The sequence below is a fragment of the Acinetobacter sp. ANC 4169 genome (assembly GCF_002135355.1).
Classification (GTDB): domain Bacteria; phylum Pseudomonadota; class Gammaproteobacteria; order Pseudomonadales; family Moraxellaceae; genus Acinetobacter.
The window spans coordinates 25,616-38,541 of record NZ_NEGE01000009.1 but is presented as its reverse complement, the minus strand read 5'-3'; the positions used below and the strand labels follow the sequence as shown (position 1 = coordinate 38,541).

Annotated in this window: 13 protein-coding genes; 5 read left to right on the top strand and 8 right to left on the bottom strand. The window is 40.3% G+C overall.

What is annotated here, in order from left to right; translation table 11 throughout:
* Window positions 1-62: 62 nt before the first annotated feature.
* The 5 genes from B9T26_RS08285 to rubA all read right to left on the bottom strand — a co-directional run bounded on the left by B9T26_RS08285 (window position 63) and on the right by rubA (window position 4,719).
* Window positions 63-692, bottom strand: coding sequence for a response regulator transcription factor (locus B9T26_RS08285; RefSeq protein ID WP_143223008.1), 630 nt, complete (start codon window positions 690-692; stop codon window positions 63-65).
* A 700-nt stretch (window positions 693-1,392) separates the two neighbouring features.
* Window positions 1,393-2,298, bottom strand: coding sequence for a LysR family transcriptional regulator OxyR (gene oxyR / locus B9T26_RS08280; protein ID WP_086199235.1), 906 nt, complete (start codon window positions 2,296-2,298; stop codon window positions 1,393-1,395).
* A 6-nt stretch (window positions 2,299-2,304) separates the two neighbouring features.
* Window positions 2,305-3,249, bottom strand: a complete 945-nt coding sequence (gene estB, locus B9T26_RS08275) for an esterase EstB (RefSeq protein WP_086199234.1) — start codon at window positions 3,247-3,249, stop codon at window positions 2,305-2,307.
* Between the two features lie 57 nt (window positions 3,250-3,306).
* Entirely contained in the window at window positions 3,307-4,485 is a 1,179-nt protein-coding gene (locus tag B9T26_RS08270; RefSeq protein WP_086199233.1) for an NAD(P)/FAD-dependent oxidoreductase, read from the bottom strand.
* 69 nt (window positions 4,486-4,554) lie between these two features.
* Window positions 4,555-4,719 carry a rubredoxin RubA gene (gene rubA, locus B9T26_RS08265; protein WP_005179369.1) on the bottom strand — a complete coding sequence of 55 codons (165 nt, stop codon included), beginning with the start codon at window positions 4,717-4,719 and terminating at the stop codon, window positions 4,555-4,557.
* A gap of 524 nt (window positions 4,720-5,243) precedes the next feature.
* On the opposite strand from rubA, the gene B9T26_RS08260 reads away from it, so the two are divergent.
* Complete coding sequence (locus B9T26_RS08260; RefSeq protein WP_086199232.1) at window positions 5,244-5,786, top strand: adenine phosphoribosyltransferase; 543 nt, start codon at window positions 5,244-5,246, stop codon at window positions 5,784-5,786.
* 43 nt (window positions 5,787-5,829) lie between these two features.
* Here B9T26_RS08260 and B9T26_RS08255 read toward each other — a convergent pair whose 3' ends face one another.
* Window positions 5,830-6,336, bottom strand: coding sequence for a YqiA/YcfP family alpha/beta fold hydrolase (locus B9T26_RS08255; RefSeq protein ID WP_086199231.1), 507 nt, complete (start codon window positions 6,334-6,336; stop codon window positions 5,830-5,832).
* Between the two features lie 297 nt (window positions 6,337-6,633).
* Between B9T26_RS08255 and B9T26_RS08250 the strand changes: the two genes are divergently transcribed.
* The gene (locus tag B9T26_RS08250) at window positions 6,634-7,071 is read left to right on the top strand and encodes an SRPBCC family protein (protein WP_086199230.1); all 438 of its coding nucleotides are present in this window, start codon (window positions 6,634-6,636) and stop codon (window positions 7,069-7,071) included.
* A 137-nt stretch (window positions 7,072-7,208) separates the two neighbouring features.
* A complete protein-coding gene (lysS, locus tag B9T26_RS08245) occupies window positions 7,209-8,738 on the top strand; it encodes a lysine--tRNA ligase (protein WP_086199324.1) in 1,530 nt (509 codons plus the stop codon).
* Between the two features lie 335 nt (window positions 8,739-9,073).
* Here lysS and trpS read toward each other — a convergent pair whose 3' ends face one another.
* A complete protein-coding gene (gene trpS / locus B9T26_RS08240) occupies window positions 9,074-10,087 on the bottom strand; it encodes a tryptophan--tRNA ligase (RefSeq protein WP_086199229.1) in 1,014 nt (337 codons plus the stop codon).
* 199 nt (window positions 10,088-10,286) lie between these two features.
* Between trpS and B9T26_RS08235 the strand changes: the two genes are divergently transcribed.
* A complete protein-coding gene (locus tag B9T26_RS08235) occupies window positions 10,287-11,213 on the top strand; it encodes a DUF808 domain-containing protein (protein WP_086199228.1) in 927 nt (308 codons plus the stop codon).
* A gap of 50 nt (window positions 11,214-11,263) precedes the next feature.
* Window positions 11,264-12,169, top strand: coding sequence for a neutral zinc metallopeptidase (locus tag B9T26_RS08230; protein WP_086199227.1), 906 nt, complete (start codon window positions 11,264-11,266; stop codon window positions 12,167-12,169).
* Window positions 12,170-12,225: 56 nt separating this feature from the next.
* Here the strand turns inward: B9T26_RS08230 and B9T26_RS08225 are convergent, their stop codons facing one another.
* Window positions 12,226-12,783 (bottom strand): hypothetical protein, encoded by a 558-nt coding sequence (locus B9T26_RS08225; protein WP_086199226.1) that lies wholly within the window; start codon window positions 12,781-12,783, stop codon window positions 12,226-12,228.
* Between the last annotated feature and the right edge of the window lie 143 nt (window positions 12,784-12,926).

Sequence of the window (12,926 nt, the reverse complement as noted above, 5' to 3'; positions counted from 1 at the left end):
AGGGGGTTTTCGGATTTCCTGATTTTTTTAATCTACGGACAAATTTTCATCAATTTAAAAAATCAATGTTCCAGGCTGGCAATTTTTCTGTAGGTGTTTTTAATATTGCCTTCAATTTTATACAGTGGAGTATTTGTTTGATCTGCTACTTGCTGTGAATTTAGGCCTTTTGATATCAGATTTAAAATTTCATATTCAATGCTGGTTAAGGCGAGTACGGTCTTTTCTTCAAGCGCGGATTTTTTTTCACTACATTGAGTCTGACGAAACAAAATATATTGGGCCAAATTGTGATGAAGAGGAGCACCTCCACGTAGAATGCTTTTAATATTATTGATCATTTCTGCTTCAGTATGATGATGAAAAACATATCCTTGTGCACCCGACTGAATGGCATCGAAGAGTAATGCAGTGTGCTGTTCAGTTAATATTGCAATTACATGGCTATCTGGATGGATGTGTTTCAGCTTTTTTATAAAGCATAGCTTTGCTGTGGTGTTCAGTTCCACATCAATAAAAATCAGGTTGGGCAAATGCTGTTGCAACAGTGCTTCAGCTTCGGCAAGATTTTGAGTGCTAATCATTAATTCTGTCGGATAGCCCAATCCCATTAGAATCGTTTCTAATCGATGCTTAAAAGCAGGTTGATCCTCGATCATCATGATGGGAACGGGTAATGTTAGTTCACCCACAAGATTGTACTCACACTGTTTTGGATTTTATCTGGTCACTTTGCTATAAAATCAATGCAATGACTATCCCCAAAACTAGTGAATTTATACAATTAAAGTAAATTTAAGTATCTGTACAATAAATAATATTTACATAAAAATTACTTTTATTATGATCTGGTTGTTATCGAGTTGTTTTTTGTTCAAAATAAATTCGTTTTATATAAAAACTAAAAAAATCCCTAATTATAGTGATACTAAAAGTGATTTTAACTGTTTAGTCTAATGGCACTTTTTTATGAGTTCTATTAACAAATGCTATTCCAACGCTAAGGAATATCATATTTTTATTACAATCTAAGTAATAGAAATATTTTACCTTTCATGGCTTATTCATTGGGATAAGCCATTTTTTTGACTTTTTTTTCTATTTTTAGGCTAAAAATACCTATTATTAGGGATATAAAGCACATAAAGAGTGACTTAAAATAAGTTCACTTCTTGCAAGTTCCTTAGTAAAGAAGTATGCAATTTGTTGAAGAGAGATTTCTCATTTCATCCATGTATGAGAGGTTGTGGATTTGCTTCAAATAAGGTTTATCCGCGTGGTAAACCTTTTTTTTATGAAAAAAAATAAGATATTACATTGGAAAATGAAGCTGAATATTTCCATTAGCGCATAAAAAAAGGAGCGGTTGCTCCTTTTAATCGACTGAATCTTTTAATGAGAATTTTGCGTGATTTTTTGCAAAATCTGCAGCAGTACATCGAACTCGCTTTGCAGCGGCGTACTTTTACGTGTTACCAAGGCGAGGGTACGACTTGGCGCTGCTTCTATTGGTTTGACCACTAGATCTGGATTGGCTTTAATCATATTAGTATGAAGTGCAATTTCAGGAAGCAGGGTAAAGCCCAAGTCTGAAGAAACCATTTCTACCAGTGTGGGTAATGAACTTGCTTTTAAGCGATGATCATTTTTACGCTCACCAATTGGGCAGGCACTTAATACATGGTTGCGTAAGCAATGGCCTTCTTCAAGTAATACTAAGCGGGATAAATCCAGATCATCTAAACTGCGGGCATTCTGGGCATTCTGGTCAGCTTTATGGTAAACCAAATACAAGCTTTCTTTTGAAATTTCGGCAACTTTTAAACCACGCGTGTCAAAAGGCAAGGCCAACACGATCATGTCTAAATTGCCGTGTTCTAGTTTTTCGACAATTTTTTCACTTTGTGCTTCGTGCAAATGCAGTTGAATTTTAGGAAGCTGCTTATGCACTTCATCTAGAAGTTGCGACAAAATAAAAGGTGCAATTGTAGGAATAATCCCTAAATGTAAATCACCCGTTAAAGGTTCGCTCATTTCACGACTTAAACGCATCAGGTCTTGTGCATCTGCCAATAGAACACGGGCTCGGGCAACAACCTGTTCGCCAAGCGGAGTTAAACGTACATTTTGGCGGTCGCGTTCAACGAGGACTCCACCTAACAAACGCTCTAATTCCATGATCCCGCCTGACAAAGTCGATTGGGTCACAAATGAACGGCGCGCAGCTTCAGTAAAATGCAGCGTTTCAGACAGTGTAACGAGGTATGACAGCTGTCTTAAAGATGGTAATGCAGCCATAGTGTCCTAATGTTTTGATTTAAAGTGATCAGCAAATAATCCGCTAAGATAGGGAATAAAATGTGGTGGGATATCATGCCCCATTCCATCAATTAATTCAAATTTCGCATCAGTAATTGCCTTTGCAACTGCTTTGCCATGACTCGGTGGCAGTAAACGATCACGAGAGCCATGTACCACGAGGGTAGGTTGCTGAATTTGCTTACTCAATTGTAGCAAAGAACCTGTACATAATATTGCTAAAAACTGTTGAAGTACACCCGCTGGATAATAACTTCGTTGATATAATTTGCGCGCAGTCTGAATAATTTCCAGTTGGTTGATATATCCAGGGGAACCAATAATATTAAATACTTTTACGCTATGATTCACAATGCCTTCTTCGTCAGTCGATTCAGGTCTGCCAATCAGGCTAAACAGCTGCTTGGGAAAAGGCGGCGGTAACAGCGGTTGGTTGTTACTGGTAAACATTAAGCCCAAGTTGCTGACTTTCTGCGGGTGTTTGGCTGCCAGAATCTGTGCAATCATACCGCCCATGGAAGCGCCAATCACAGAGACTTGTTCCAGTCCCAAACGATCAATCAGTAGCGCAGCATCTTCTGCCATATCATATAAGTTATAAGGTGCACCCTGATTTTCCAGACCTAGGACAAAACGACCCATTAATTTCAAGGTGTTGAGTCGTGGGCCTGAATTGCGGATTTTAGAGGATAAACCAATATCGCGGTTGTCATAACGAATTACCCGATAACCCTGGTCAATCAGCGATTTGCAGAAAAAATCAGGCCAAAACAACATTTGCGCACCTAAACCCATAATCAGCATAATTGCCGGATGTTCAGGATTTCCACCCATTTCAACATGCAGTTCAACACCATTGCCCAAATTGACTCTGGTTTCATGCATAAATGAAGTATAGGGAGAGCCGGTAAAATTGAGTGCGCTATTCATTATTGTTTTTCCTAAAAGAGGACATTTTGTTGAAAAAATGTCCTTGGTATTAAAACCTTAAACCGCAGCAGGAATCAAGTCTGGTACCAGTTTAGTTAGACTTAAACGCTGTTTTGCTGCAGTAGCACCTAATAAAACAAAACCACGCAAGGTGTTTTGACTGTCCAAGGCTTTTGCAATCATGCCATCTTCAAGTTCTTCAGTTTCCCAGGTGACATCAACGTCTACAGGTGCAGGAAGTACAGTCAGGGGTGCAGCAGGTGTTTTTACCGCAACAGGCATTGCTGGGTAATGCACATGGGTTTTCTCACCGTTCAGGGTTTTCGCTAAAGCGCGTGCTTGTTGCATAATGGGCATAACATAGGGCAACAACAAACCATTCACTTCAGCACAGTCGCCAATCGCGTAGATATCAGGCTGACTGGTTTCCAGATGACTATTGGTCAAAATGCCGCGGCTGCAATGAATATCCGCAGTTTTCGCTAATTCCAGACTTGGGTGTAAACCAATCGCAGAAAGCACAATGTCGGCAACCACCGAATGACCATTGGCTAATGTGATTTGATAATCGCCATTTTCCACTTTCAGTACTTTTTCAACGGTAGTACCCAGTTCAAAGTGAATACCAATATCTTCAAGTTTTTCCTGGAAGGATGTTGCAACATGGCCTGGCAATAAACGACCCAATGGCAGGGGTGCCAAATCAATCACGATTACTTTGTGGTCGGTATTTTGCAGGTCATTGGCAAATTCACAGCCAATCAGACCGGCACCCAGAATCACCACGCGTTTATCTTGATTTTGCGCCAGGTTTTTACGGAAAGCCTTGTAATCATCTAAGTTGTTAACCACATGAATGTCATCACTGCCATCACCTGCAATGGCTACGCGAACCGGATGAGCACCCACTGCAAGAACCAGTTTGGCATAAGGCTGAGTACTTTGTTGGCCATCTTTTTCTAAAATAAGCTGATGTTGTGCCGGTTGGATCTCTTTCACCCAGGTATTAGCTTCAATACGCATATTCAGTTGCGTTGCCATTTTAGCTGCATCGCCCAAGGCAATTTGTTCAGGTGCCTTGTTGCCGACTAAGGCATTTGAAAGCGTCGGTTTGGCATAGTTTACCGCATCATCTGCACAGATCATGACCAGCTCATGCTCGGGATTAAGCTTGCGAAATTCACGTGCTGCGGTATAACCGGCCATACCTGAACCAATGATGACGATAGGATGCATAGTTTTCTCCAAACTGTTTTCTATAAGACGTAAAAAAAGACCATTCACTATGGTCTTTGCGATCAATAATTAGATTTCTACCATTTCAAAATCAACTTTTGATACACCACAGTCTGGGCAAGTCCAGTCATCTGGAATATCTTCCCATTTGGTACCTGCGACAATGCCATCTTGTGGCCAACCTTCCGCTTCGTCATAAATCCATCCACAAACGATGCATTGATATTTCTTCATTTGACTCTCCAAAACACTGACTTTTCAAAAATATGCCGTCAGTAAAATTTTATATACAGCATGAACCGATTGATATGACTTTCGATGTACATATTCAAGCAAATTTTTACGCAGTTCTATTGCTAATGTAAAGCGAATATCGGAGTTTAAGGGCAGAATTTGAAAGCAGAATTGCTTAGGAGGACAAAACTTGTCTTTAAAATAAGGAAATAAGCGTGAGTTTAACAATATAAGTCACTCATCCAGATCAATTAATTGCTTAATTAGAGTGTTGAGGCAGCTTCTGTTCAAGATTGGAGATTAGACTTTTTAGACTAAGGTCGTGCAGAAAAAAATAACGGGATTTGTTAATCTAAAATTAGCTAAATCTATAGCTATTATTTATTTAAAAAATGAACATAATAAAATCAATAATTTATGTTGTTTTAACTGTTCTTGTTGTGCTTTAAAACTGATCGCTTACTGGTCATTGTTCTGATAAAGCGTTAAAATTCACATATTCCTTTTTTAATACCTTTCTCCCCATGAGCAATTTGTCTACAACTTTGTGGTCTAACATTCGTACTGTCCAAGATTTCCCGAAACCAGGTATTTGTTTTTTTGACCTGACTCCATTATTTATGGGAAATATTGAGTTATTAACTGAGGCTTTAATTGCCAGCATTCCTGCTGAGAAACTGGAACAAGTAGAAAGTTTTGTTGCGGTTGAAGCACGTGGTTTTGTGCTGGCAAGTTTGTTGGCACAACGTTTAGGTAAAGGCTTATTGCTGGTTCGTAAAGCAGGTAAGTTACCACCACCGGTGGTAGGTGTCGGTTATAGCCTGGAATATGGTATGGACCGTCTGGAAATGTCGGCAGAGGTTCAACCGCAAAAAATTATTATTGTGGATGATGTATTAGCCACTGGCGGTACCTTGAAAGCCGTGAAACAGCTGGTGAATAAATGCCAGCACCAAGTTTTGGGTGCAAGTATTTTCCTTGATTTACCAGATTTGCATGGTGACTTAGGCTTAGAGGTTTGGTCAGTACTCGATGACAAGTCACAGCCAGAGCAAGATGTTGCTTAATTAAGCGGATGTAAAAAAGGCCTTGGGAATAACCAGGGCTTTTTTATTTTTTCAGAAAATGTGTCTGCATATGCTGAAGCAGGTCATTGATATTTTCTGGACTGGCTAAGCGGTGGTGTCCACCTTCGACCGCCTGAACCTGCATATACGGTTCGAGTTGCTGTTGTACAGCATACATATCCAGTTCTTCATCCCCTAGTTCCAGATAGGCAATTTGCGCAATATCGTGTTCCAGATCATCTTCATTAATAGGCGGATAATCTGCACGAAAATCTGGGCTTAAGTTGGGATTGGCGATAATTGCTGGAATTTTATATAGAGCTGACATTTTAAGCGCCCAGTAAGCGCCCAAGCTATGGCCAACCAGGATTTCAGGTTTAATTTTGGTAATGGTTTCCCGATAAAAATTAGCGACGGTTTGAAAATTCAGGTTACGATAATCTACGTCGATACAATATTTATGATCGGCATCAATAGCATGGAATCTGGTCGATTCACGCGAAGAATCGAGTCCATGTAAAAACAGGATTTTTAAAGGGCATGTGGTCATTGTTTTAGTTCATACTTTCTTTATTCACAAAGATAGACACAGTTAAATAGATTACTTTTCAACTATTTTTTCTTAAATTCATTGTATGTAACTTTGCCTAACAGCGCAGTTAGCTATTGGTCTAACAAGCCCATTACAGATAACAGACCAAATATATTTACAAAAAAATTATGAATAAAAAACAGCCTTTTATTCTAGTTAAAATCCCAGATCAGGACTGAATAACAAAATGCTGCTAGGCGCTAAAAGTAGATTTGGCTAACTTGAGCATCAAGATATCTCCGAGCTGAGCCGGTTATGGAAAAACTAAATTATGAAATTTTAATTGAAGCCACACCACAAAAAGTATGGCAGGTGCTATGGAACCCAGATAGCTATAGCCAATGGACCTATTATTTTTCGCCCAGTTCCAGCATTCATTCGGATTGGAAGGTGAATGGTAAAACGCTATTTCTGGATGCTGAGCGGAATGGCATGGTGTCTACCATTGAGCAGATGGAGGAATTTAAGATATTGATCTTTAAACATTTAGGTGTCGTACGAAAGGGTGTTGAAGATTTAGACAGTGAAGAACTAAAAAAATGGAGCGGTAGTTTGGAAAAGTATTTTCTGGAAGATTTACACGGAAAAACCAGACTGTGGGTGGAACTGGAAAGTCCTAAAGAATATAGGGAAATGATGGATAACGGATTTAAGAAGGGCTTTGAGATTGTTAAACAATTGGCAGAAGCTTAAAAATGTGCTTCAAAATATAAGTGAAAGGAAGTGTTTTTAGCAAATCAATGCTTTTGAGTGGCAATAAGTCATTCGAAATTTATACTAAATCTGCTATGCTATGCAACTTCCGTTTTTTACACATATTCGAGGCAGAGATGACGCAACATAACGCTCAATCGACTTCTGAACAACACATTTCCGAAAACGATTTAATTGCACAGCGTCATGCCAAGTTAAAGCATATTGAAGAACATGCTCAGGAAAAGGGAACTAGCCCTTGGCCAAACACCTTTAAGCGCGAAGATTACGCTCAAGATTTACAAGTACAATTTGCTGACAAATCTAAAGAAGAAATTGAAGCTGGCGAGCAGGTTCATGTCAAAGTAGCGGGTCGCGTGATGTTGAACCGTGGTTCATTCATCGTGATTCAAGACATGACTGGACGTATTCAGCTTTATGTTGCTCGTAAAGAACTAGATCCAGAAGTACTTGCAACCATTAAAGCTTTAGATCTGGGTGATATTATTGCCGTTGAAGGTTATATCGGTCGTTCAGGTAAGGGTGATCTCTATGTTCATATTGAACATTTTGAACTGTTAACTAAATCTTTACGTCCACTTCCAGACAAATTCCACGGTTTAAACGATACCGAAGTTAAATACCGTAAACGTTATTTAGACTTGATCGTAAATGAAGAAACACGTAAAACTTTTGAAATTCGTGCCAAAGTCGTTGCTGGTATCCGTAACTATTTAATCAATGAGCGCTTCATGGAAGTGGAAACACCGATGATGCATGTGATTCCAGGGGGTGCATCTGCGCGTCCATTTGAAACCCATCACAATGCTCTGGATATGCCATTGTTCTTGCGTATTGCACCTGAGCTTTACTTGAAACGCCTGGTTGTAGGTGGTTTTGAACGTGTATTCGAAATTAACCGTAACTTCCGTAATGAAGGTGTTTCAACACGTCATAACCCGGAATTCACCATGATTGAATTCTATCAAGCTTATGCAGACTATAAAGACTTGATGGAACTCACTGAAAAAATGCTTGAGAAATTGGCCATCGACATTTTGGGTTCTACCGATGTTCCTTATGGTGAAGAAGTATATAGCTTCAAAGGTCCATTCAAGAAAATTTCAATGTTTGATGCCATTCTTGAACATAACCCGCAATTCACTCCAGAAAATGTATCTGACCGTGAATTCCTGGCGAAATTCATTCAGGAAGAACTGAAAGAACAAGTGAAACCTGGTTTTGGTTTGGGTAAACTTCAAACCATCGTATTTGAAGAAACGGTTGAAACCAAGCTTCGTCAACCAACCTTCATTACCGAATATCCAGCGGAAACTTCTCCACTGGCGCGTCGTAATGATACCAATCCACATATCACTGACCGTTTTGAATTCTTCATTGGTGGTCGTGAGCTGGCCAATGGTTTCTCGGAATTGAATGACCCGATTGACCAGGCTGAACGTTTCCAGGCACAGGTTGCTGAAAAAGACGCGGGTGATGATGAAGCGATGCATTTTGATGCTGACTTCATTGAAGCACTTGAATATGGTCTTCCTCCAACAGCAGGTCAAGGTATTGGTATTGACCGTTTGGTGATGTTATTTGCTAATGCACCAAGTATCCGTGACGTGATTTTATTCCCGCATATGCGTCACAAACATGCATAAGTGGTGAACCCAAAAAAACCCGCCAAGTGCGGGTTTTTTTTATTGCTTGAAACGTATTATTGCTAGAAAAACAGGCAAAAAAATACGCAATGATTGGGGTGATCATCGCGTAGAACAACGAATCTGTTTGCACAGTTCGGTTAAGGAGAATGTTAGAACTAGGGGTAGCTCTAAGCATTGGAGACATCATAAAATGAATGGTCAGTCATTTCATGAGGCTTTCCGTTAAGTTGTGTTAATTCAGGTTAATAACCATAGGTTAGTGTGATTGATTGCTCATTTTTTGACTATAAAAAAGCCCCTGATGAAACAAGGGCTTTTTTATTTATAAGGGTTTAAAAATGGAACACACCTAAACCTGATTTGATTTCATCCAGGGTTTGTTGGGTAATGTCACGGCATTTATCGGTACCGGTTTTCAGAATGTCCATGATGTAGTCTGGATCTTTCTGTAATTCCATACGACGTTCACGAATCGGGCCGATCATTTCTTTTAAAATGCCTTCAAGACGTTTTTTTACTGTCCCATCGCCTAAACCGCCACGACGATAATGTGCTTTTAACTCTTCCAGCTCTTCTTTGTTGGTATCGAACGCATCTAAGTAAGTAAATACCACGTTGCCTTCAACCTGACCCGGATCTTCGATACGAAGATGGTTCGGGTCGGTATACATGGCATTGACTGCTTTTTTGATATCTTTATCTGAAGCATCCAGCACAATGGTATTGCCTAGCGATTTAGACATTTTGGCCTTGCCATCAAAACCAGGTAAACGGCCGACATTGGAAAGCAGGGCTTTACATTCAGGCAAAATCTCGTGACCAATCTGACGGTTCAAACGGCGAACAATCTCATTGGTCTGTTCGATCATTGGAATCTGGTCTTCGCCTACCGGCACTACAGTTGCTTTAAAAGCAGTAATATCTGCTGCCTGTGCCACAGGGTAGCAAAGGAAACCTGCGGGAATATCACGTTCAAAACCGCGCATCTGAATTTCAGATTTAATGGTCGGGTTACGCTCTAAACGGGACACAGTCACAAAGTTTAAATACAGCATGGTCAGTTCATTCAAAGCTGGCAAGCATGACTGAACACAAATCGTGGTTTTGGTTGGGTCAATACCCACGGCCAAATAATCCGTTGCCACTTCAATAATATTGCGGCGTACTTTTTCAAAGTTATCGGCGTTATCGGTTAAAGCTTGGGCATCAGCAAGAAGAAGATGTTGATGATGAGAATCCTGTAATCCTACACGTGAACGTAAAGAACCTACAAAATGACCTAAGTGAAGTTGTCCGGTTGGGCGGTCGCCAGTCAAAATAACAGGACGATTGTCTTGATTACTCATTATCTCTCTATTCCAAAGTAGTTGTTAGCACTACACGTATATGCTGATGAATGGCCTTATTGTACGGCATAATGTTTTTGAATGGCAGGCACTATAAAAACAGATCATAGAAAAAATAAGAACAATTTAATGATGTTGATACAGTTTTTTTAAATATTTATCTTTAAAATACAGAATAGAAACTTTAGGGATAACAAGAATGGCGAGTAGCTTATTAATATTATTAGATGATATTGCGACTGTTTTAGACGACGTTGCTGTGATGAGCAAAATGGCTGCAAAAAAAACCGCAGGGGTATTGGGCGATGATTTGGCACTCAATGCCCAACAAGTTAGTGGCGTGCGTTCTGAGCGTGAACTTCCTGTAGTTTGGGGTGTTGCCAAAGGCTCTTTTGTTAATAAGCTCATTCTTGTGCCTTTGGCCCTGTTGATTAGTGTGGTCGCGCCTTGGTTAATCAATCCCTTATTGATGATTGGCGGTTTGTTCCTATGTTATGAAGGCGTGGAAAAGGTTCTGCATAGTCTGAAGCATAAAAAAGCCACGACTGAAGAAGCGGCTGAAGCCGAGTTAACAGCAATCGAAACTGATTTAGCCACATTTGAAAAAGAAAAAATTAAAGGTGCAATTCGTACCGACTTTATTTTATCTGCTGAAATTGTGGTGATTTCACTGGGTACAGTGGCGACTGCTGCTTTTGCGACTAAAGTCATGGTGCTTTCAGCTATTGCCATCGTCATGACGGTTGGGGTTTATGGCTTTGTCGCCATGATTGTCAAAATTGATGATCTGGGATTGTATTTAACCGAGCAGGCATCGAGTTTCAAACAAACTGTGGGACGTGGTTTACTGGCTTTTGCACCCAAACTGATGAAAACTTTGACCATTGTTGGAACTATTGCCATGTTCTTAGTTGGTGGCGGGATTATCACTCATACCATTCCATGGTTTCATCATTTCACCGAAGATTCGGTAGATTATGTGCAGCACATTCCTACAATGGGCAGTATTATAGGTGCAGTTACCCCGACTTTAATTAATCTGGCGATTGGTTTTGTTGCCGGATTATTGGTTTTAATCGTGATTGCAATGATTCAGAAGATGAAGCCGAAATCAAAACAGGCATAATTCAAAAGCTGGCTAAAATTAGCTAAAAGCAAACTAGAAGGAATATCACTATGCGCTGGAAAGGTCGTCGAATCAGTACCAATGTGGAAGACCGTCGAGGTGGAGCCGGAGCTAAAGCAGGTGGTATTAGTATTTTAGGGCTGGTGGTTGCATTTGTGGCCTGGAAGTTTTTTGGGGTAGATCCGCAGCAAGCTTATCAGGCCACCAAACAGGTAACCTCACAATCGCAACCAGCTGAAACCAAGGGGCTGGATAATCCAACCCCTGAGCAGCAAGAGGCGATGGATTTTGTCGGTACCGTATTGGCGGATACAGAAGATACCTGGACCCAAGTGTTCCAGCAGCAATTGAATGCCCAGTACGTCGCGCCTAAACTGGTGATGTTTAATGGTATCGTGGATTCGGGCTGCGGTACCGCACAATCTGCCATGGGGCCTTTTTATTGCCCATCCGATCAGAAAGTGTATATCGATACTGCCTTCTTTAAAGATATGCGCCAGCAAATGGGTATTTCGGGTGAGCAGAACAGCACTGAATTGTCACGCCAGGACCAAGCCGGTGATTTTGCCCAAGCCTACGTGGTCGCACACGAAGTCGGACATCATCTTCAAACTTTGTTGGGCATTTCGGCACAAGTACAAAAAGCCCGGGCACAATCTAGTGAAGTACAAGGCAATCAACTTTCTGTACGTCAGGAATTGCAGGCGGACTGCTTTGCTGGAATTTGGGCCCACCATAACCAGCAACGTACCCAGTTCCTGGAGCAGGGGGATATTGAAGAAGCCATGGATGCAGCGCATAAAATTGGTGACGACTATTTGCAGAAACGTGCGACTGGACAGGTGGTTCCTGACAGCTTTACCCATGGCAGCAGTCAGCAGCGCATGAAATGGTTTCAAACCGGTTTGAAATCGGGGAATATCAACGATTGCGATACTTTTAACCAAGCCATTTGAACAGCTGAAAATGTCAGTCTAAGATTAAAAAAGAGGATTTAAAGTCCTCTTTTTTATTAACCATGGATAAATTTTTTAAAGTTTCGAATAATTCGAATCGACACATAAAGTGCTGCGCATGCAAACAATGCAATGCTCAACAGGCTGTATTTTAAACTTGAAATATCAGCCTGATAGAATTGCTGAATTTGTGCTTTCGAATAAGACCATTGTTGTGGCTTTTGAGTGCGGCTATCTTGATAACTGACCAGCTGAATATAATGCTGCTGACCAATTTTTAATAACTCTAATTGTTTGATTTGCCGGGTATGCTGCTGGTTATAGGTATCGGTACAAATATCTTGCAGATAATGCTCACAGCTGAGTTTGGCAATATAACCATTATTCGCGATGAGAATATAAATCGCCTGATCTGGTCGTTTATTGTTGGAAACCAGAACCAATTGCTCGCCAGGTGTCGATTTGAGTGAAAGCTGTTTGGCTTGCTGGAACTGTTGATCTGCATTTAAAATTTCTTGGCCTTTTGAAAAAATACTCAAAAATAAAGCCAATGTAATCAGAAAAATTACTCCTGCAAAAAAAAGCCGAAATAGGGTTTTAACTGTTTGATGCATGAATAAATTCAACTTAAGGTAAAAATTAAGGAAAGGCTGGCTACACGAAATGTGCGGATCTCAGACTATGTTAAATGATTGCCAAAAATATGTAAAAAAACTTAACTATTTTGTATGACAAAGCAAAAAATGGTTAAACTGAT